Annotated in this window: 17 protein-coding genes; 11 read left to right on the top strand and 6 right to left on the bottom strand. The window is 70.9% G+C overall.

The window, feature by feature from the left end:
• Positions 1 to 140 precede the first annotated feature (140 nt).
• On the bottom strand, positions 141 to 1,277 hold the full coding sequence (locus ACZ4TR_RS25360) for a sugar ABC transporter substrate-binding protein (RefSeq protein WP_465289312.1): 1,137 nt from the start codon (positions 1,275 to 1,277) through the stop codon (positions 141 to 143).
• 709 nt (positions 1,278 to 1,986) lie between these two features.
• Positions 1,987 to 3,723, bottom strand: a complete 1,737-nt coding sequence (locus ACZ4TR_RS25355) for a DEAD/DEAH box helicase (RefSeq protein WP_364519224.1) — start codon at positions 3,721 to 3,723, stop codon at positions 1,987 to 1,989.
• Between the two features lie 224 nt (positions 3,724 to 3,947).
• Between ACZ4TR_RS25355 and ACZ4TR_RS25350 the strand changes: the two genes are divergently transcribed.
• Positions 3,948 to 5,111, top strand: a complete 1,164-nt coding sequence (locus ACZ4TR_RS25350) for a YihY/virulence factor BrkB family protein (RefSeq protein WP_465289311.1) — start codon at positions 3,948 to 3,950, stop codon at positions 5,109 to 5,111.
• Between the two features lie 89 nt (positions 5,112 to 5,200).
• Entirely contained in the window at positions 5,201 to 8,350 is a 3,150-nt protein-coding gene (locus tag ACZ4TR_RS25345; protein WP_465289310.1) for an efflux RND transporter permease subunit, read from the top strand.
• Between the two features lie 157 nt (positions 8,351 to 8,507).
• Here ACZ4TR_RS25345 and ACZ4TR_RS25340 read toward each other — a convergent pair whose 3' ends face one another.
• Together ACZ4TR_RS25340 and ACZ4TR_RS25335 are read right to left on the bottom strand one after the other, a co-directional pair.
• Positions 8,508 to 9,344: a hypothetical protein gene (locus ACZ4TR_RS25340; protein ID WP_465289309.1), complete on the bottom strand. Its 837-nt coding sequence runs from the start codon at positions 9,342 to 9,344 to the stop codon at positions 8,508 to 8,510.
• A gap of 164 nt (positions 9,345 to 9,508) precedes the next feature.
• Positions 9,509 to 9,751, bottom strand: a complete 243-nt coding sequence (locus tag ACZ4TR_RS25335) for a DUF3039 domain-containing protein (RefSeq protein WP_364519232.1) — start codon at positions 9,749 to 9,751, stop codon at positions 9,509 to 9,511.
• A 67-nt stretch (positions 9,752 to 9,818) separates the two neighbouring features.
• Between ACZ4TR_RS25335 and ACZ4TR_RS25330 the strand changes: the two genes are divergently transcribed.
• The 5 genes from ACZ4TR_RS25330 to ACZ4TR_RS25310 are packed head-to-tail and all read left to right on the top strand — an operon-like array spanning position 9,819 to position 13,499.
• Positions 9,819 to 10,607 carry a sporulation protein gene (locus tag ACZ4TR_RS25330; RefSeq protein ID WP_465289308.1) on the top strand — a complete coding sequence of 263 codons (789 nt, stop codon included), beginning with the start codon at positions 9,819 to 9,821 and terminating at the stop codon, positions 10,605 to 10,607.
• Entirely contained in the window at positions 10,607 to 11,098 is a 492-nt protein-coding gene (locus tag ACZ4TR_RS25325) for a pyridoxamine 5'-phosphate oxidase family protein (protein WP_465289307.1), read from the top strand. The genes ACZ4TR_RS25330 and ACZ4TR_RS25325 overlap by 1 nt, the downstream gene beginning before the upstream one ends.
• The gene (locus ACZ4TR_RS25320) at positions 11,095 to 11,715 is read left to right on the top strand and encodes an HD domain-containing protein (protein WP_465289306.1); all 621 of its coding nucleotides are present in this window, start codon (positions 11,095 to 11,097) and stop codon (positions 11,713 to 11,715) included. The genes ACZ4TR_RS25325 and ACZ4TR_RS25320 overlap by 4 nt, the downstream gene beginning before the upstream one ends.
• A 9-nt stretch (positions 11,716 to 11,724) precedes the next feature.
• Positions 11,725 to 12,630: a pseudouridine-5'-phosphate glycosidase gene (locus tag ACZ4TR_RS25315; RefSeq protein WP_465289305.1), complete on the top strand. Its 906-nt coding sequence runs from the start codon at positions 11,725 to 11,727 to the stop codon at positions 12,628 to 12,630.
• Positions 12,627 to 13,499: a carbohydrate kinase family protein gene (locus ACZ4TR_RS25310; RefSeq protein WP_465289304.1), complete on the top strand. Its 873-nt coding sequence runs from the start codon at positions 12,627 to 12,629 to the stop codon at positions 13,497 to 13,499. Before ACZ4TR_RS25315 ends, ACZ4TR_RS25310 begins: the two co-directional genes overlap by 4 nt.
• Positions 13,500 to 13,562: 63 nt before the next feature.
• Here ACZ4TR_RS25310 and ACZ4TR_RS25305 read toward each other — a convergent pair whose 3' ends face one another.
• Positions 13,563 to 13,898 (bottom strand): DUF3099 domain-containing protein, encoded by a 336-nt coding sequence (locus ACZ4TR_RS25305; RefSeq protein ID WP_465289303.1) that lies wholly within the window; start codon positions 13,896 to 13,898, stop codon positions 13,563 to 13,565.
• 17 nt (positions 13,899 to 13,915) lie between these two features.
• Positions 13,916 to 15,181 carry an amidohydrolase gene (locus ACZ4TR_RS25300; RefSeq protein ID WP_465289302.1) on the bottom strand — a complete coding sequence of 422 codons (1,266 nt, stop codon included), beginning with the start codon at positions 15,179 to 15,181 and terminating at the stop codon, positions 13,916 to 13,918.
• Between the two features lie 28 nt (positions 15,182 to 15,209).
• Between ACZ4TR_RS25300 and ACZ4TR_RS25295 the strand changes: the two genes are divergently transcribed.
• The 4 genes from ACZ4TR_RS25295 to ACZ4TR_RS25280 all read left to right on the top strand — a co-directional run bounded on the left by ACZ4TR_RS25295 (position 15,210) and on the right by ACZ4TR_RS25280 (position 20,653).
• On the top strand, positions 15,210 to 16,712 hold the full coding sequence (locus tag ACZ4TR_RS25295) for a DUF7782 domain-containing protein (RefSeq protein WP_465289301.1): 1,503 nt from the start codon (positions 15,210 to 15,212) through the stop codon (positions 16,710 to 16,712).
• Positions 16,709 to 17,134 carry a D-aminoacyl-tRNA deacylase gene (dtd, locus tag ACZ4TR_RS25290; RefSeq protein ID WP_465289300.1) on the top strand — a complete coding sequence of 142 codons (426 nt, stop codon included), beginning with the start codon at positions 16,709 to 16,711 and terminating at the stop codon, positions 17,132 to 17,134. Before ACZ4TR_RS25295 ends, dtd begins: the two co-directional genes overlap by 4 nt.
• A 289-nt stretch (positions 17,135 to 17,423) precedes the next feature.
• A complete protein-coding gene (locus ACZ4TR_RS25285; protein ID WP_155542247.1) occupies positions 17,424 to 18,452 on the top strand; it encodes a sigma-70 family RNA polymerase sigma factor in 1,029 nt (342 codons plus the stop codon).
• Between the two features lie 539 nt (positions 18,453 to 18,991).
• Positions 18,992 to 20,653 carry a fumarate hydratase gene (locus ACZ4TR_RS25280; RefSeq protein WP_465289299.1) on the top strand — a complete coding sequence of 554 codons (1,662 nt, stop codon included), beginning with the start codon at positions 18,992 to 18,994 and terminating at the stop codon, positions 20,651 to 20,653.
• The last annotated feature ends 48 nt before the right edge of the window (positions 20,654 to 20,701 follow it).

Below are 20,701 nucleotides of genomic sequence, written 5' to 3'. Positions count from 1 at the left end.
GGACCGATGCTCTTGTCCATGCCCTCGCCCTAGGGGGTGGGCCCGCTCGGGAGTACCTTTTCTCCTGTGGGGGAACCGAACCGGGACGTGCCGTCGGGGTCCCCTCCCCGGCCCGGCTGTTCATGGGTACTGCAGGCAGCTCAGGAGATGCCGAGCGAGCTGCACTTGGCGGCGAGGTCGCCACCGCAGATCTCGGCCGCCTTCACGTAGCCCTGGGTCACGACGGTCTTGATGTCCTTCTCCAGGATCAGGGTCGGCGTGAGCAGCACGGACTTGATGTCGCGGTTGTTCTTCGGGTCGTGGAGCTTGCCCGTCGCGATCGCGTCCGCACCGGCGGTGTCACCCTTGACCAGGGCGGCGGCCAGCTTGGCGGTGGCCTCGGCCTCTTCCTTGATCGGCTTGAAGATGGTCAGGTACTGGTCGCCGCGCATGATGGCCATGAGGCCGTCCGCGGTGGCGTCCTGGCCCGTGACCGGGACCTTGCCGTTGAGGCCGTTCTTCTTGAGGATCGTGATGACCGCGCCGGCCAGGCCGTCGTTCGCGGCGACGACGCCGTCGACCTTGCCGCCGTTGTTCTGCAGGATCTGCTCGAACGTCGTGCCGCCGAGCTGGTTGTCCCAGTCGTTGATCGGCTGCTTCTGGACCAGCTTCAGCGCACCGCTGGTGAACAGCGGCTTCAGGACGGAGTCCTGGCCGTTGGTGAACAGCGTCGCGTTGTTGTCGGTCGGGGCACCCTCGATCTGGATGACCTGCGCGCCCGGCTTGTCCTTGAGCTTGTCCGCGAGGCCCTGGCCCTGGAGCTGGCCGACCTTCTCGTTGTCGAACGAGACGTAGTAGTCGGCGGAACCGCCGAGGCTCGGCCGGTCGTAGTCGATGACCGGGATGCCGGCGCCCTTCGCCTTCGCCTCGACAGCGGCACCGACGGCCGGGTCGGACGGGGCGATGATCAGGGCCTTGACGCCGGAGCTGATGAAGCCGTCGGCCAGGGTGGTGAACTTCTGGGCGTCACCCTGGGCGTTCTGGATGTCGGCCTCGAAGCCCTGGGCCGTCAGCGCGGCCTGCAGCATCGGCTTGTCGAAGGCTTCCCAGCGGGCCGAGCTGGCGGTCTCCGGGAGGATGACGCCGACCTTGCCGCTGGCGCCACCGGCGGCCGGCGCGGAGGAGGAGGCGGAGTTGCTCCCCGTGCCCCCGCTGTCTGAACTGTTGGCACCGCAAGCGGTGAGCACCAGGCCGGTGCTCACCGTGGCGGCGAGGAGGGTAAGGGTTCTGCTGCGCATCCTCGTTCCTTCCGGATCCAAGCATTGGTGACGAGTGGGCCGTCGACGTCGTCTCGGGCCCTGCGAGGCGGTGATCCGGAGAGTCCCGGCGCACCGACGCGCATATGTTGTGGGCGACAACATATGCCGCTGAGCGGCTGCGGGGAAGATAGCTGGATCGATTAAATGACACCAATTGGACACGGTTCGGCAACACAGGCTGAGCGTCGCCCGGAAAGAGTAGATCCGCTGACGATGTGATCGCCAGCACTCACCGTGTGTTACATCCAGGTTTCGTGCCGAGGTGAAGATACTCCGACGGTGTACACCGAGCGCGATCCGCCGCGAAGTGGTGGTGAACCCACGGCAAACACGCGGGAGTGGTCGCCGACTTGCGAACTTCGGACCCGGATGTGCCTTCAGGGCCACCCGCCGAGGGACGCTCGGGCAGCCGGGGCACGACCGATCGGGCACGCAACGTCACGAAAGTGTGGAAGGTCCGGCTGGGCCCCGGCGGAACGGACGGTGACCGCCGAGTTCAGCCTCCTGGGCGACAGCGGGCGCCGGGACGGGGGTGACTCCGCACGCCGGCGCGGTCCCGGTCGCGAGCGCCCCAAGGCCACATTGGGTGCGTCTGACGCACCGAAGGGCCCCTTGGGTGCGTCAGACGCACCGAAGGCCACCTTGGGGCGCACTCCGACTCCGGCGGGAGGTGCGCCGGGTCAGGGTGTCACCAGGTCCGCAGCGTGACGATCCGTTCTTCGAGCTGCTCCACGGTCGCCATGGCGGTGACCGGGCCGCCGCACACCCGCCGCAGCTCGTTGTGGATCGCGCCGTGGGGCTTCTTCGTGCGGTGGTGGTACATCCCCACCAGCGCGTTCAGCTCCTTGCGCAGCGCGGCGAGCCGCTCGCTCACCGACTGCGGACGAGCCTGCGGGGCCGCCGGCTCCTCCTTCGCGGGCTTGCGGCGCTTCTCGTCCGCGATCTGCTCTTCCTGCCGCTTCCGCAGCAGCGCACGGACCTGGTCGGGCTCCAGCAGCCCCGGCAGGCCCAGGTACTCCTGCTCCTCGTCCGAGCCCGAGAACACCGCCGTGCCGAACGAGTTACCGTCGTAGATGACCTGGTCGAGCTCGGCCGAGGCGCCCAGCGAGGTGAACGCCTTCTCCTCTTCGCCCGGCTCGTCCTCGGTGCGGTTGGCCTGGGCGAGGAGCTCGTCCTCCCAGCCTTCCTTCTCCCGGTGCGGCTTGCCGAGCACGTGGTCGCGCTGCGCCTCCAGCTCGCTGGCCAGCTCCAGCAGCACCGGCACCGACGGCAGGAACACGCTCGCCGTCTCGCCCTTCTTCCGGGCGCGCACGTACCGGCCGATCGCCTGGGCGAAGAACAGCGGGGTCGACGCGCTCGTCGCGTACACGCCCACCGCCAGCCGCGGGACGTCGACGCCTTCGGAGACCATCCGGACCGCCACGATCCAGCGCTCGTTCGTCTCGGAGAACTCCTTGATCCGCCCCGAGGCCTTCGGGTCGTCCGAGAGCACCAGCGTCGGCATCTCCCCCGAGATGCGCTCGAGGATCTTCGCGTACGCCCGCGCCGACTCCTGGTCGGTGGCGATCACCAGGCCACCCGCGTCCGGCACGCTCTGGCGCACCTGCGACAGCCGGGTGTCCGCGGCGTGCAGGACCGCCGGGATCCACTCGCCCGCCGGGTCGAGCGCCGTGCGCCACGCCCGGGCGTTCTGCTCCGCGGTCAGCGGCTCGCCGAGCCGCGCGGTGAACTCCTCCCCCGCGCTCGTGCGCCAGGAGGCCTCCCCCGAGTACGCGAGGAAGACGACCGGCCGGACCACGCCGTCGGCCAGCGCGTCCGCGTAGCCGTACGAGTGGTCGGCCTTGCTGCGCTGGAAGCCACCCGCGTCCGGCTCGTAGGTGACGAACGGGATGGCCGAGTCGTCGGACCGGAACGGCGTCCCGGTCAGCGACAGCCGCCGGACGGCCGGGGTGAAGGCTTCGCGGATCGCGTCGCCCCAGGACTTCGCGTCACCGCCGTGGTGGATCTCGTCGAGGATGACCAGCGTCTTGCGGTTCTCCGTGCGCACCCGGTGCAGCGTGGGGTGCGCCGCGACCTGCGCGTACGTCAGCGCGACACCGTTGTAGTCCGACGACGTGACGCCGGTGGTGTTGCGGAAGTTCGAGTCGATCTGGATGCCCGCCGCGGCCGCCGACGCCGCCCACTGGTGCTTGAGGTGTTCGGTCGGCGTGACGATGGTGACCGCTTCGATCGTGCGGTCGCTCAGCAGTTCGGCGGCGATCCGCAGGCCGAACACGGTCTTGCCGGCGCCGGGCGTCGCCACCGCGAGGAAGTCCTTCGGCCGGCGCGTCAGGTACTTGGTGAGCGCCCGCCGCTGCCACGCCCGCAGCGGGCGCGCGGTCGAGTCCTTCTCCGCGGGAGGCGCCCCGAGCTGCGTCTCCGTCATGCCGGTCCCCCCTCGCTCAAGTGCTCGTTCAAGTGCTTTGACGTGCGAAAACCCTCACTGTGGTACCGACTTCGGTGTCGGCGACTGCGGTGAGGGCACTCCAGCGAGTCTACCGGCCGGGTCCGACAGTTCCCGGCACCGGCACGGGTGATGTCCCCCGACACGCCCGGGTGCAAGCAGGGTGACGAGCCAAATCAGCACCGATGGACCATGCTGGACACGTCATGGGTGAGGTGCAGCCGTCCGGAGCGACGAAGGTGGCCCGCAAGGGGCCGTGGCGCCTCCTCACGCGCACGCTCGGCAAGGCCTGGGAAGGCAACATCTTCTCCGAGGCCGCCGAAGCGGCCTTCTGGCAGACGCTGTCGCTGCCGCCGCTGCTGCTGGGCCTGCTCGGCAGTCTCGGCTTCGTCGGCGAGTGGTTCGGCCAAGACGTCGTCACCCAGGTGCACGACCGGATCATCGGGTTCTGCAAGACGGTCTTCAGCAGCAACGCCGTCCAGGACATCATCGAGCCGACGGTGAACAGCATCCTCACCGTCGGCAAGGGCGAAATCGTCTCGATCGGCTTCCTGATCTCGCTCTGGGCGGGATCGTCGGCGATGTCGTCGTTCGTGGACGCGATCACCGTCGCCCACGACCAGTACGGCGTCCGCAACGACGTCTGGCAGCGGATCTTCGCGCTGCTGCTGTACCTGTGCGGCCTGGTGATCCTGGTGGTCGGGCTGCCGCTGCTGGCGATCGGCCCCGACCTGCTGCCGGAGTTCTTCCCCACCGAGTGGCGCCCGACGGTCACGTCGTGGGTGAGCGCCCTGTACTTCCCGGCCCTCGGGGCGATGATCACCCTCGCGCTGACCACGCTGTACAAGCTCGCCCTGCCGCGGAAGCTGCCGTGGCACCGCGGGCTGCCCGGCGCGGGGCTCGCGATGGTCGTGTTCCTGCTCTCCTCGGTCGGCCTGCGGGTCTACCTGAACTGGATCACCAAGACCGGCTACACCTACGGCGCGCTCGCCGCGCCGATCGCGTTCCTGCTGCTGATGTTCTTCATCGGGCTGGCCGTGGTCGGGGGCGCGTACTTCAACAGCGCGATCCAGGAGCTGTGGCCGGCGAAGGCGACCCGGCGGCAGCGGCGCAAGTGGCGGCGGCTGGAGATGGAACGCGCCTCCGAGCAGCTGCGCACCGAAGAGGGCCGCAAGCTGTGGGAACGCACGACCACGCCGCTGCGGCGCCCGCGCCCCGAAGACACCTCCCCCCACGGTGAGGCGCCGGAGGAGGCCGCCCGACCGTCCGAAGAGGACGAGCCGTCACCCAGCGCACCGGACCCGGCACCCAGCGCTGCCCAGGGCCGCGTCTCCTCCCGGGGGAGGACCCGGAATCCACCCTCGGACTGAGTCGCCCCTCAGGTCGGACATGGCAAGCTCGGCGGGTCACTGACGCCGGCGTCGGTCGCCGCGTCGTTCCCGAGGGGGTTCCCACAGTCATGTCCGTGCTGGCCAGATTGAGCCTGCGCAACCGAAGCCTGATCGGCCTGCTCGCGCTCGTGGTCGTCGGTTTCGGTGCTTTCGCGCTGCCGCAGATCAAACAGCAGCTGTTCCCGTCGCTGCAGTTCCCGCAGGCCCAGATCGTCACCGCGTACCCGGGCGCGTCGCCCGACGCGGTCGATCGGCAGGTCACCGAGCCCCTCGAAGGCGCGCTGCAGGGGTTGAAGGGCCTCGAAGAGGTCAACTCGACGTCGTCGGACGGGGTATCGCGCGTCGTCACGCAGTTCGAGTTCGGCACCGACCTCGACGCGGCGGTCTCGCAGATCCAGCAGGCGGTGAACCAGGTCCGGCCCCGGCTGCCGCAGAACTCCGACCCGTCGGTGTCCGCCGGCAGCACCGACGACCTGCCGGTGGTGCTGGTCGCCGCGGGCAGGGCCGGGGACCCGCAGCAGCTCGCGCCCGCGCTGACCGACCAGGTCGCGCCGGAGCTGCGGAAGATCGACGGCGTCCGCACGGTGACCGTCACCGGCGTGCGGCAGCCGCGCGTCACGATCACGCTGGACTACGCGAAGCTGGCCGCCGCCGGCGTCGACCCCGCGTCGATCGCGACCACGCTGCAGACCGCCGGCGCCGCCGTGCCGGCCGGCACGCTGACCGAAGGCGGCAAGACGCTGAGCGTCCAGGTCGGCGGCGGGCAGACCACTGTGGACACTCTCCGCACCCTGTACCTGACTCCGAGCGCCGCCGCGGGCGCGTCCCGCACGCCGGCGCGGGGGCCGGTGAAGCTGGGTGACGTCGCCGACGTCCAGGCCGGGTTCGCGCCGCCGACGTCGATCACGCGCACCAACGGCAAGCCGAGCCTCGGCCTGTCGATCACCATGGTGGACAACGGGAACGCCGTCGCGATCTCCGACGCGGTCCGCGACAAGCTGCCGGACCTGGGGAAGAAGACCGGCGCCGAGATGAGCGTCGTGTTCGACCAGGGAACGCCGGTGAAGGACGCGATCAGCGGCCTGACCACCGAAGGCCTGCTGGGCCTGGCGTTCGCAGTCGTCGTCATCCTGCTGTTCCTGCTGTCGGTGCGCTCGACGCTGGTGACCGCGGTGTCGATCCCGCTGTCGGTGGTGGTCGCGCTGATCGCGCTGTGGACCGGCGACCTGTCGCTCAACCTGCTCACCCTCGGCGCGCTGACCATCGCGATCGGCCGGGTGGTCGACGACTCCATCGTCGTGCTGGAGAACATCAAACGGCATCTCGCTTACGGCGAGGAGAAGGAACGGGCGGTGCTCGACGGCGTCCGCGAGGTGGCCGGCGCGGTGACGTCGTCCACGCTGACGACGGTCGCGGTGTTCCTGCCGATCGCGTTCGTCGGCGGGTTCGTCGGGGAGCTGTTCTCGCCGTTCGCGATCACCGTGACGGTGGCGCTGCTGGCTTCGCTGCTGGTGTCCCTGACCGTGGTTCCCGTGCTGGCGTACTGGTTCCTGAAGCAGCCGGCGGTCCCGGCGGACGCCATCGAGGCCGAGCGGGCCCGCGAAGCGGCCGTCGAGAAGGAGCGCCGCGGCTTCCTGCAGCGGGCCTACCTGCCGGTGATCCGGTTCGCGACCAAGCGGCGGCTGACCGTCGTGCTCCTGGCGCTGCTGATCTTCGCCGGCACCGTCGGGCTCGCGACGCGGCTGAACACGAACTTCCTCGACCAGTCCGGCGGCACCACGCTGAACATGACGCAGAAGCTGCCCGCGGGCACGAGCGTCGAGGCGAAGGAGAAGGCGGCGACGGCGGTCGAGCAGGCCCTGGCCGCCGAGCCCGCGGTACGGACCTACCAGGTCAGCATCGGCGGGGGCGGCGCGTTCGGCGGCTTCGGGGGCGGCGGCACGTCGACGAGCATCTCCGTCACCGTCGCGAAGGACACCGACCTCGACGCGCTGTCCGACCGGCTGCGGTCCAAGCTGACCTCCCGGCCGGAGCTCGGCGAGGTCAAGATCGGCGCGGACGCGTCCGGGTTCAACTCCGACCAGGTCTCGGTGACGGTGACCGCGCCGTCGGAGGCCGCGCTGAAACCCGCGTCCGACCAGGTCGTGCAGGCGCTGCGCGGCGTGTCCGGGCTGACCGAGGTGACCAGCGACCTGGCCGTCGGCTCGCCGCGCGTGCAGGTCGAGGTGGACGACGCCGCGGCCGCCGCGCGCGGGCTGTCGGCGAGCACCATCGGCCAGGTCGCCAACCAGGCGATCGCCGGCCGCACGGTGACGCAGCTGCCGGTCGACGGCCAGCGCACCGACGTCGTGCTGCGTGCCGGCACCGCGCCGGTCACGGTCGACCAGGTGAAGGGCCTGCCCATCCCGGGCCCGGCCGGCGTCGTCCGGCTCGACGAGGTCGCGAAGGTGTCCACTGTGGACGGCCCGGCGTCGGTGCACCGCACCGGCGGCGACCTCAGCACCACGGTCACGGCCAAGAACACCGGCGACGACCTGAGCAAGACGACCGCGGACATCCAGTCCGAACTGGACGGGCTGACGTTCACCGGCGGCGCCTCCTACTCGCTCGGCGGCGTGAGCCAGGACCAGCAGGAGGCGTTCTCGAACCTGTTCCTGGCGCTGCTGGCCGCGATCGCGATCGTGTTCCTGATCATGGTGGCGACGTTCCGCAGCCTGATCCAGCCGCTGATCCTGCTGGTGTCGATCCCGTTCGCGGCGACCGGCGCGATCGGGCTGCTGCTGGCCACCGGCACCGCGCTCGGCCTGCCGGCGCTGATCGGCATGCTGATGCTGGTCGGGATCGTGGTGACCAACGCGATCGTGCTGATCGACCTGGTCAACCAGTACCGGGCCGAGGGGATGAGCGTCGCGGACGCGGTCACCGAGGGCGGCCGGCGCCGGCTGCGCCCGATCCTGATGACGGCGGCGGCGACGATCTTCGCGCTGGTCCCGATGGCGCTGGGGATCACGGGTCAGGGCGGGTTCATCGGCCAGCCCCTGGCGATCGTGGTGATCGGCGGTCTGGTCAGTTCGACGCTGCTGACGCTGGTGCTGGTCCCGACCCTGTACACGATGGTCGAGACCCGCAAGGAACGCCGTCGCGCTCGCCGCGAGGCCCGGCGGACCCCGGCGAAGGCCCCGGAGTCGGAGTCCCTGGACCCCGCCCCCACCGCCTGAAAGAGGCATCACCCGTGATCAGGAGGGCATCACCCGTGATTGGCGGGGCATCACGGGTGATGCCTCCTCAGTCACGGGTGATGCCCCTCCCGTCACGCGTGATGCCCCTCCCGTCACGCGTGATGCCCCTCCCGTCACGCGTGATGCCCCTTTCCGCTCACTGGCGGAAGCGGTAGGTCATGCTGTCGAAGAGGATGCAGATGCTCGGCGACATCACGATCACGCGCAGGGTGTTGTCCCGCTCGTCGAAGTCGAGGCCCTCGACCTCGAAGGTGCCGCTGCACCCGCTGCGCAGCGGCAGCTGACCCAGCGACGTCACGTGCCCGGTCACGTCCGCACCGGACAGCGGGCCCGCGAGGTCGACCTGCAGCAGCGGCTTGGTTGTGCCGAAGAGGCTGCCGTCGGGGTCGTCGGACGCGCAGAGCAGGCGGGTCGCCGTCTGGAAGTCGCAGCCCTGGACGTCGCGGACCTGGTGGTCGAGCCGGATCGTGCCCGCGAGGGGCAGGTTCTGCGCCGGGTCCGTCGCCACCACGCCGGGCATCGGGTGGACGAGGAGGCGGTCCATCGTGCCCCACTCCCCCGCCACCAGCCAGCGCGCGTCCGGCGACACCGCGGCGAAGGAGTTGTTGTTCGCTTCCCACGACTCCAGGGTGTGCTTGAAGTTCCGCCACGAGCCGTCCGGGGCCTGGACGCGGAAGAGCTTCGCGCCCCGGTCGTCACGCTGGTAGGGCTCGACGTACCAGCCCTGCGCCGAGCCGGGGTCGCCGACGTGGTTCCAGCCCTGGGAGTTCAGGTCCGCCGGGATGGTGCCGATCCCGGTGTAGCGGATGGTGGTGCCCGACGGGCGGACGATCGTGGCGAGCCCCTGGCTCTCGTCGAGCGCGCGGGCCTGGTCGCGGCCGACCTCCGTCCAGCCGGTGACGGCTTGCGCCAGCGCGGGGGCGAAGACGGTGAGCAGGGCGGCTACGGCGACGACGATCCCGGTTCTGCGCATGTGCGACTCCGGTGGGTGAGGGAACCTGACCCGCTGGATCTACCAGGAGTCCGGCACCGCGCACACCCGCCGAATGAAGGTTTTTCACATTCGGGACGGCGATCTGTCCGCTTCCGGACAGCAAGAAGCCCCGGCAGGCGCACCTGCCGGGGATCGGGCCGGGGTCACTCCCCCGGGCGCAGCCCTTCGAAGATCTCCTTGCAGGCCGGGCAGACCGGCGAACCGGGCTTCGGCGACTTCGTCACCGGGAAGACCTCGCCGCAGAGCGCCACCACGTGATTGCCCATGACCGCGCTTTCGGCGATCTTGTTCTTCTTCACGTAGTGGAACATCTTCGGGGTGTCGTCGTCGGTGGTCTCCGTGCCCTCGGGCGTGGTTTCCGGCTTCGTCAGCGTCTCGGTGCTCACCCGGCCATTGTGCCCCAGTCCCGCGGAAGCTCGTACGAAAGCCCCTCGGCCTGGCAGGATCTGCGGCATGTTCCAGAAGGTGCTCGCGACGTTCGGCTCGGGCGGGGCGAAGATCGACGCCCGCCTGCTCGACCGGACCGCCTCCCCCGGCCGGCCCCTGCACGGCGAGGTGCTGCTGGCCGGCGGCGAGGTCGACCAGGAGATCAAGGGCCTCGCGGTGACGCTGCTGGCCCGCGTCCAGGTCCCCGGCACGGACAAGACCGAGGACCTCCCCTTCGGCTCCCAGCACCTGGTGGGCGCCGAGACGATCCGCGCCGGTCAGCAGGTCCGGCTGCCGTTCGAGGTGCCGCTGCCCTGGGAGACGCCGGTCACGAGCGTCCACGCCAAGCCGCTGACCGGCATGGCGGTCGGCGTGCGGGCCGAGCTCGACCTGGCCGCGGCCGTGTCCGACCCCTTCGACGCCGACGCCGTCGCGATCGAGCCGCTCCCGGCGCAGAAGCGGGTCCTCGACGCGCTGAGCCGGATCGGGTTCACCTTCGGCGAGGCGGTCCTCGAGCAGGGCCGGATCAACGGCGCCCAGCAGCAGCTGCCCTTCTTCCAGGAGATCCGCTTCACGCCTTCGCCGCGCTTCGCGAGCGTGTTCTCGCAGCTCGCGGTCACGTTCCTGGCGTCGTCGAGCCGCACGGACGTCGTCCTGGAGGTCACCAAGCGGGTGCGGGTGAGCAAGACCGGCGGCTTCGGCGGCCGCGGGCAGGACTTCCTCGGGATGTTCACGATGAAGCCCGACGTGAACTGGGAGAAGCAGCTCGAAGACTGGCTCGACCAGGTCGCCCGGCCGCGCGGCATCTTCGACTGATGGCCACGCCGCGCGCGGAGCGCCCGCACATGCCCGGCTACGGGATCACGGGCGATCCGGCGAGGCTGCTGCCGTGGTCGTGGGCGGAGGCGCGGCTGCGGGGGTCGCACGACTTCTGGCCGGCGACCGTCACCCCGGAGGGGCGCCCGCACCTGATGCCGGCCTGGGCGGTGTGGACCGGCGAGGTGCTGTGGTTCTCCTCGTCGCTGCGGTCGGTGAAGGCCCGGAACGTCGCCGCGGGCTCGGCGGTGTCGATCGCGACGGACGATTCGTACGAGCCCGTCGTCGTCGAAGGCACCGCCGAGATCGTCACCGACCCGGCCGCGCTGCGGGAGTTCCTGGACGCGATGAACACGAAGTACTCGACGGCCTACGGCGAAGACTTCCTCGACCCCGCCGCCGACGCCTCGATGCGGCTGCGGCCGGAGAAGGCGTTCGGGTTGCGGGAGAAGGACTTCAGCGGCACACCGACGCGCTGGACGTTCCCGTGAAGTGGTCCGAAGCGATCGCGGCGCTCGGTGGCACCTCGGCCGATGCCTGGCCGCGGCTCGAAGCCCGCTACGGCGAGCCCCACCGCCGCTACCACACGCTCGACCACGCGGCCGCCGTCGCGCGCGACTCCGCCTGGCTGGCCGAAGGCCTCAGCGGTGCCGAGCGCGCGATCGTCGCCGTCGCGGCTTGGACGCACGACGTCGTGTACGACGCGAAGCCCGGCGAGGACGAACGCGCGAGCGCGGACTGGGCTCGCGAAGCACTCACGGGCGTCGCCGAGCCGCACATCGAGCGCGTCGAAGGCCTGATCCTCGCGACGATCAAGCACGACGCCCCACCGGACGACCGCCTCGCGACCGCGCTCCTCGACGCCGATCTGGCCATTCTCGGCGCCGAACCCGCGAAGTACGCCGCGTACGCCGAAGCCGTGCGCGAGGAGTACGCGAAGTACCCCGACGATGTCTGGCGCGAAGGACGCATCGCCGTCCTCGAAGGCATGCTGGCCCGGACGCTCTACCGCAGCGAAGCCGCGCGGACACGCTGGGCGACCACCGCGGAGAAGAACCTGACGGCCGAGCTGACCCACTGGCGCGGCAAGCGCACCGATCACCGATGATGGTTCCTCGTGACCACCCCACTCAACCTGCACGAAGAGGTCGCCTCGGCGCTGCGTGACGGGCACCCCGTCGTCGCGCTGGAGAGCACCATCCTGTCCCACGGCCTCCCGCCGGGCCGCAACCTCGACGTCGCCCGCCGCCTCGAGCGCGTGGTGCGCGACGGCGGCGCCGTCCCGGCCACCATCGCGGTGCTGGACGGCCGGGTCGTCGTCGGCCTCTCCCCCGCCGAGCTCGAGCGCGTCTGCGCGCCGGACGCCGGCCTGGACAAGCTGTCGCTGCGCGATCTCGGCCCGGCCGTCGGCCTCGGCCGCTCGGGCGCGACGACCGTGGCGAGCACGTCGGCGCTGGCCGCCGCGGCCGGGATCGGGATGTTCGCCACCGGCGGTCTCGGCGGGGTGCACGTCGGTGCCGCGCAGAGCTGGGACGTCTCGGCGGACCTCGGCGTGCTGGCGAAGGTGCCGACCGTGGTCGTCTGCTCCGGCGTGAAGTCGGTGCTCGACATCCCGGCGACGCTGGAGGTGCTGGAGACGAACTCCGTGCCGGTGCTGGGTTACCGCACCGACGACTTCCCGGCGTTCTACCTCCGCTCGTCGGGGCACTCCGTCGGCTGGCGGGTCGACGACCCGAAGCAGGCTGCCGCCGTGGTCGCCGCGCACCGCGCCTACGCGAGTTCCGGTGTCCTGCTGGCGAACCCGATCCCCGAAGCGTCCGAAATGGACAAAGAGCTGCACGACCGGCTGCTCGCCGAGGGCCTCGCGCTGGTCGCCGAGCGGGGGGTGCACGGCGCCGACGTCACGCCGGTGCTGCTGGAGCACTTCCACACGGCGAGCGGCGGGGTCAGCATCGACGCGAACGAAGCACTGGTGCTCAACAACGCGAAGCTGGCGACCGAGGTCGCGGTGGCGCTCGCATGACCGGGATCGTGGTGGTCGGCGACGCGGCCCTGGACGTGATCGCCCGGCACGACAAGCCGTTGCCGCACGGCGGTGACGCCCGCGCGAAGATCCGGTTCACCGGTGGCGGTTCGGGCGCCAACACGGCGCTGTGGCTGCGGCACCTCGGCGCGGAGACGACGTTGCTCGCGCGGATCGGCGACGACCCGGGCGGCCGGCTGATCCGCGCGGAGCTCGAGGCGGCGGGGGTGCGCTGCGCGTTCGCCGTCGACGCCGAGGCGCCGACGTGCTGCGTCGTGGTGATGGTCGACGGTTCCGGGCAGCGGAGCATGCTCGCCGACCGCGGCGCGAACCAGCGCTTCTGTCCCGAGGACGTCACCCCGGCGGCGCTGGCCGGTGCGGGCCACCTCCACCTGTCCGGGTACGTGCTGCTCGACCCGCCGTCGCGCGCCGCGGGTCTCGCCGCGCTGGCGCTCGCCCGTGAGCTGGGCCTCACCACGTCGGTCGACCCGCAGGCGGCCGCGCACATCACCGACCCGGCCGCGTTCCTGGACGACGTGCGCGGGGTCGACCTGCTGATGCCGAACACCGAAGAGCTGGTGGCGTTGACCGGTTCGGCGGACCCGGCGTCGGCGAAGGAGCTGCTCGACGCGGTCGGCGCGGTGGTCGTGACCGCCGGCCTGGACGGCGCGAGCTGGGTCGACGCGGACGGCGTCACGAGCGTGCCGGCGGTGGAGGCCGAGTGCATCGACTCGACCGGCGCGGGAGACGCCTTCGACGCGGGCGTGCTCACCGGCTGGCTGACCGGCGAGTCCACTGTGGACATGCTGCGGCACGGGACCCGGCTGGGCGCGCTGGCCGTCGGCAAGGTGGGCCCCCAACCGGCCTAGGTCGGCACTTTCACGTGAAAGTGCGGACCTCGGAGCGGCACTTTCACGGGAAAGTGCCGCTTTTCAGCCGTCGATGACGCGGTGGTTGGTGCCTTCGATCGCCTTCGCCTCGCGCTCGTACCTCGAGACGTTCTCGGACTTGCGGGGCGGGCGGTCGTTGGCGATCAGCACCGCGATCCACGGCAGGGGCACCGAAATGGCCAGGAACCCCAGCGCCAGCCACCACGTGTGGTAGGTCAGCCCCGCGAGGATCAGGCACGGGATCCGGCACGCCATCATGATCACGTACTTGCGCTTGCGCGTCGCGAGCTGTTCTTCGTACGACCGGGCCGCCCCGGTGATCAGCACCGGGTCCGAGTCCTTGGCGGGCGTGGTCACTGCACCACCTCCACGATCCATCGTCCCACCTGTGCCGCTCATCCGACACCTGGGTGGGACAACCGGCTCAACGCGGCCGCGGCGAGGGTCTCGATGCCCGTGCGCAGCGTCGGGTGCAGCACCGGGGCGAAGCGAGGCGAGTGGTTGGACGGGACGTCGCGCTCGAACCGGCCCTCGGTCATCGCCGTGATGACCGTCTCCGCGTCGAGGCCGCCGACCAGCCAGAACACCGACGGGACGCCGGCCGCCCGGCCGAACTCGCTGAAGTCCTCGCTGCCGGTGACCAGCGGTGCGGGCATCACGACGTCGGTGCCGAAGTGGCCGCGGAAGACCTCGGTGAGCGCGTCGTTGGCGGCTTCGTCGTTCTCCGTGATCGGGTAGGAGCCGGACCGGACGATCTCGGGCGGCTTCGGCGCGCCGGCCGTCGCCGCCTCGCCGTTGACGATCCGTTCCACCGCCGCGAGCACGCGCTCGCGGACGGCCTGGTCGAACGACCGGACGTTCACCTCGAGCACGGCGTCGTCGGCGATGACGTTGCTCGCGGTGCCGACGTGCAGCGAGCCGACGGTGACCACCGCCGAGTCGGTGGCGGCGATCTCGCGCGAGACGATCGTCTGCAGCTTGAGCACCACGGACGCGGCCAGCACGGCCGGATCGACGGTCGTCTCCGGGCGCGAGCCGTGGCCGCCGCGGCCGTGCAGGGTGATGCGCAGGGTGTCCGTCGCGGCCATGATCACGCCGGGCCGGGTGAGCACCCAGCCGGCCGGGCCGGGCACCACGTGCTGGCCGAAGACGACGTCGGGCGTCCCGGCGCGGTCGAACAGCCCGTCGCGGATCATCGCGACCGCCCCGCCGGCGCCCTCCTCCCCCGGCTGGAAGACCACCTGCAGCGTGCCGGACCACGTGTCGCGGCCCTTCGCGAGCAGCGCCGCGGCGCCGGACAGCCAGGTGGCGTGCATGTCGTGTCCGCACGCGTGCATGACCGGGACGTCCTTGCCGTGCTCGTCGGTACCGCGGGCGGTACTCGCGTACGACAGCCCGGTCTTCTCCTCGACCGGCAGCGCGTCGATGTCGGCACGCAGCAGCACCGTCGGGCCCTCGCCGTTGCGCAGGACGCCCAGCACGCCGGTCCCGGCGATGCCGGTGTGCACCTCGTAGCCGTCGCGCTCCAGCCGCCGGGCCAGCTCGGCCGCCGTCCGGGACTCGGCGAAGGACAGCTCGGGGTGCCGGTGGAGGTCGATGTACAGCGCTTCGAGCTCGGGCAGCGCCGCGTCGAGCGGGGCGAGGACGCGTTCAAGGGTCACGGGGGCCATCGTGGCAGCATTACCCACCGTGAGCACGCGAAGCGTACTGCCCGACCTGTCCGACGACGTCTGCGCGCGGCTGCGCGAAGCCTTCCGGCGCACCTCCTACGACGCCGACGGCGTGGTGGCCGCCCTCGGCGGGGCCGCGCACGCGGCCCTGGGCCGCGGCGAGCCGGTGCCCGCCGAGCGCGCGAGCCGGGACTCGGGCGACCTGGGCACGCTGATCCGGCTGTTCCTGCTGGGCGGGACCGAGCCGGAGACGGCGGTCAAGGCCGCCTTCGCGCCCCTGACGCCGGAAGACGCCGTCGCCGCGGGAGTGCTCTCGACGGTTTCCGGCGGCTACCGCGCCGCCCTCGACATCCGGCCGCACGGCGACGACGAAGGCTCCTGGTGGGTCGTCTCCGACCTCGACGCCGACGTGCTCGGCACCACCGTGCCCGAGGACCACGTGCTGGGCGTCGGCCACGCGTCGCTGTCGCTGATCCGCGCGACCAGCCGCCGTCCCGTCGGCTCCCTGCTCGACCTGGGCACCGGCAACGGCGTCCAGGCGCTGCACGCGACCCGGCACGCCCAGCGCGTGACCGCCACCGACGTCTCCGCGCGGGCCCTCGCGCTGGCCGCGGCGACGTTCCGGCTGAACGAGCTCGACGTCGAGCTCGTGCGCGGCGAGTGGTTCGCGCCGGTCGCGCGGCGGAAGTTCGACCAGGTCGTCTGCAACCCGCCGTTCGTGGTCGGGCCCGCCCGCGTCGACTACACCTACCGCGACTCCGGGCTGGCCGGGGACGACGCGAGCGCGCTGGTCGTCCGGCAGCTGCCCGGCTTCCTCAACGAGGGCGGCGTCGGCCAGCTGCTCGCCTCCTGGCTGCACACGTCCCGGGAAGACTGGGCCGACCGGGTGAGCCGCTGGCTGCCCGCCGAGACCGACGCCTGGTTCGTCCAGCGCGACGTCGCCGACCCGGCGCTCTACGTCGGCACCTGGCTGCGGGACGCGGGCCTCGACCCGCGCTCGCCGGAGGGCCGGGCGAAGGCGGCGGCGTGGCTCGACTGGTTCGCCGCCAACGAGGTCCAGGGCATCGGCTTCGGCTTCGTCACGCTGCGGCGCGCGGCCGGGCGCACCCCGACCGTGGTGTGCGAAGACCTCCGGCAGGCCTACGACGACCCGCTGGGCCCGGAGGCGGCCGGCTGGCTCGACCGCGTGGAATGGCTTCGGGAGTCAGGGGATTCGTTGCTCGATGTCCGTTTTGTGGTCCCGGACACGGTTTTGCTGGAAAGCATCGAGGAACCCGGCGACGAAGGCTGGGCGACGACCGTCCGGCGCCTGCACCGCACCGACGGGCCGGGCTGGCAGCACGAGGTCGACGAGCTGGCCGCCCGGCTGCTGGCCGGCTGCCGCGGCGCGTTGCCCTTGGAGGACCTGATCGAGCTCCTCGCGGCCGCTCAGGGCCTGTCGTCCGAAGAACTGGCGGCCGCCGCGCTGCCCGTCGTCCGGGAGCTCGTCCGGCACGGCATGCTCGTCCCGGCGGGCCGGTGAGGGCGGTCGCGGCCCGCGTCACGCGGGCGGAGGTGACCGTCGAGGGCGAGGTCGTCGGGGCGATCGCCGAACCGGGTTTGCTTGTGCTGCTGGGAATCCACGTGGACGACGACGCGGCGAAGGCCGCCGTGATGGCCCGCAAATTGCACGAGCTGCGCGTGTTGCGCGACGAGGAATCATGCGCCACGGCGAATGCGCCGCTGCTCGTGGTGAGCCAGTTCACGCTCTACGGCGAGACGAAGAAAGGACGCCGGCCGTCGTGGACGCAGGCCGCGCGGCCGGAGGTCGCCGAGCCGTTGGTGGACGCCGTCGTGGCCGAGCTGCGCGGCCGCGGCGCCACCGTCGCGACGGGCCGTTTCGGGGCGATGATGGCGGTCTCGAGCGTCAACGACGGTCCGTTCACCGTTCTCGTAGAGGTCTAGACCACCTGTCGCCGGTTCACATCCTGACACGATTCACATCGGATTCTCAGGTTGTCCGGTCACGGACCGTTCTCAGCAAAAGCTCAGCAATGGTGGAGCAACCGGAGCGCGCCGGCAGCCGTCTCCTTTTCAGGCGAGCCGGGAACGTTTTGGAAACCCGGAGCGTTGTGCCAGATGTCCAGCCAAGCCGGCCGGACCGGCGTACCGGGTTCCACAGGCCCCGGTCCGCGGGTACGCACCCGGTGGGACGACCGCAGCAACACGTTCAGCCCGTGACCGGGGAGGCAGAATGTCAGTCCAGACTCTCGAACGCGAGTCGCGCGGGATTCGCGAGCGCATCCCGGCTCAGGTGTCCGAGGAGCCGGTGAGCGTGGGGGCGCTCGCCGACGGCGACCTCGACGCCCCGAGCCCCGCCGCCGACCTCGTGCGCGTCTACCTCAACGGCATCGGCAAGACGGCGCTGCTGTCCGCGGCCGACGAGGTCGAGCTCGCCAAGCGCATCGAAGCCGGCGTCTTCGCCCAGCACATGCTGGACACCGGGGAGAACCTCACCCCGAAGCGCCGCAAGGAGCTGTCCGCCCTGGTCCGTGACGGGCACGTGGCGAAGAACCACCTGCTGGAGGCCAACCTCCGCCTGGTGGTCTCGCTCGCCAAGCGCTACACCGGCCGGGGGATGCCGCTGCTCGACCTGATCCAGGAGGGGAACCTGGGCCTGATCCGCGCGGTGGAGAAGTTCGACTACTCCAAGGGGTTCAAGTTCTCGACCTACGCCACCTGGTGGATCCGCCAGGCCATCACCAGGGGGATGGCCGACCAGGGGCGCACGATCCGGCTCCCGGTCCACTTGGTGGAACAGGTGAACAAGCTGGCCCGCATCAAGCGCGACCTGCACCAGCAGCTCGGGCGCGACGCGACGCACGAGGAGCTGGCGGCCGAGTCGGGCATCCCGGCGCACAAGATCTCGGACCTGCTCGACCACTCGCGTGACCCGGTAAGCCTGGACATGCCGGTCGGCACCGAGGAGGACGCCCCGCTGGGCGACTTCATCGAGGACTCCGAGGCGACGGACGCCGAGAGCGCCGTGATCTCGAGCCTGCTGCAGGACGACCTGCGCCGGGTCCTCTCGACGCTGGACGACCGCGAGCAGCAGGTCATCCGGCTGCGCTACGGCCTGGACGACGGCCAGCCCCGCACGCTCGACCAGATCGGCAAGCACTTCGGGCTGTCCCGCGAGCGCGTCCGCCAGATCGAGCGCGAGGTCATGTCGAAGCTTCGCCAAGGCGAACGCGCGGACCGGCTCCGCGCCTACGCCAGCTGATCCGATTCCGGGAGGGGCGGGTGCCATCGGGCGCCCGCCCCTTTCGCATGCCCACGACCAGCACATCCGCTTCGTGCCGGGCCGAGGTGGAAAATTTTCCACAAAACAGGGGTTTCGGCGCCAACATGCCTGGGTAGCAACCCTTCGCCGACACCCGTTCGGCCGGATTGACTTATGACGTGCGTCACGCCACATTCGTCTAGCGGCTTTTACGGCGCCGGCACAGACCTCGCGGCCGGGTGTGCACGCATCCGGGCGCTCTCCCCGGGAGGTCGGGTCCGTCGGGGTGGACCCGGCCTCCCGACCAGCTTCCCGCCGCATACCTGGAGGGTCGGCTCACGTACCCAGACCGTCGGCTCGCTGTCCGACCTTCCAGGTACGGGAACCGACCTCCAGGCACGCCGGCCGACCCTCTCGGTACGCCGGATGTCCGTGGTCAGGGAGGGTGGGACGTTTCACAGTGACTGGATGCCACTACGGCGTGGGGCCTCCAGCTGCGTAGGGTGGACCGATCCCGGAGCTGGCAAAGGAGCCTGGCAGTGCCGTCCACCACCACGTTTCAGCACACCGAAGTCCTCCCCCTCGGCAAGGACACCACCACCGAGTACCGGCTGGTCACCGACGAGGGCGTCGAGACCGTCGAAGCCGCCGGGCGGAAGTTCCTGCGGGTCGACCCCGCCGCGCTGACCACCCTCGCGCGCACCGCCATCACCGACATCCAGCATCTGTTGCGCACGTCACACCTGGAGCAGCTGCGCGCCATCGTGGACGACCCCGAAGCCAGCGGCAACGACCGCTTCGTCGCCATGGACCTGCTGCGCAACGCCGCCATCTCCGCCGGTGGCGTCCTCCCCATGTGCCAGGACACCGGCACCGCGATCGTCATCGGCAAGCGCGGCGAGGGCGTCCTCACCGGCGGTGACGACGAGCGCGCGCTCTCCCAAGGCATCTTCGACGCCTACCAGCAGCTGAACCTGCGGTACTCGCAGATGGCGCCGGTGAACTTCTGGGACGAGCGCAACACCGGCACCAACCTGCCCGCCCAGATCGAGCTCTACCACAAGGATGGCCAGGACGACCCTTCCTACGAGTTCCTCTTCATGGCCAAGGGCGGCGGCAGCGCCAACAAGACGTTCCTGTACCAGGAAACGAAAGCCGTCCTGAACCCGAAGCGCCTTGCGCGCTTCCTCGACGAGAAGCTGCGCAGCCTCGGCACCGCGGCCTGCCCGCCGTACCACCTCGCGATCGTCGTCGGCGGCATGTCGGCCGAGTTCAACTTGAAGGTCGCAAAACTCGCTTCGGCGCGCTACCTCGACAACCTGCCGACGGAGGGTTCCGAGCTGGGCCACGCCTTCCGCGACCGGGACCTCGAGCAGCAGGTCCTCGAGATGACCCGGCAGTTCGGCATCGGCGCGCAGTTCGGCGGCAAGTACTTCTGCCACGACGTCCGCGTCATCCGGCTTCCCCGCCACGGCGCGAGCTGCCCGGTCGGCGTCGCCGTGAGCTGCTCCGCCGACCGCCAGGCCAAGGCGAAGATCACCGCGGACGGTGTCTTCATCGAGCAGCTCGAGCGCGACCCGGCCCGCTTCCTGCCCGACGTCACCGAAGAGGACCTCTCCGACGACGTCGTGAGCGTCGACCTCAACCGGCCGATGGCCGAGATCCGCGCCCAGCTCTCGCAGCTGCCGGTCAAGACGCGGCTTTCGCTCACCGGGCCGCTGGTCGTCGCCCGCGACATCGCGCACGCCAAGATCGCGGAGCGCCTCGACGCCGGCGAAGAGATGCCGGACTACCTGAAGAACCACCCGGTCTACTACGCCGGCCCCGCGAAGACCCCCGAGGGCTACGCGTCCGGGTCGTTCGGGCCGACCACGGCCGGGCGGATGGACTCCTACGTCGAGCAGTTCCAGGCCGCCGGCGGCTCACTCGTCATGCTGGCCAAGGGAAACCGCTCGAAGCAGGTCACCAGCGCGTGCCAGTCGCACGGCGGGTTCTACCTCGGTTCGATCGGCGGCCCGGCCGCGCGGCTCGCGCAGGACTGCATCAAGAAGGTCGACGTCCTCGAGTACGCCGAGCTCGGCATGGAAGCCGTCTGGAAGATCGAGGTCGAGGACTTCCCGGCGTTCATCGTCATCGACGACAAGGGCAACGACTTCTTCGCCAGCACCGGCGACCCGGTGCTGCAGATCAGCTTCCGTTAGGACGCAAGGGAAGGGGACACCGGCCCGCCGCCGGTGCCCCCTTTCTTC

The sequence above is a fragment of the Amycolatopsis sp. NPDC028719 genome, from assembly GCF_055565395.1.
This window is presented reverse-complemented; position numbering and strand designations above follow the sequence as displayed.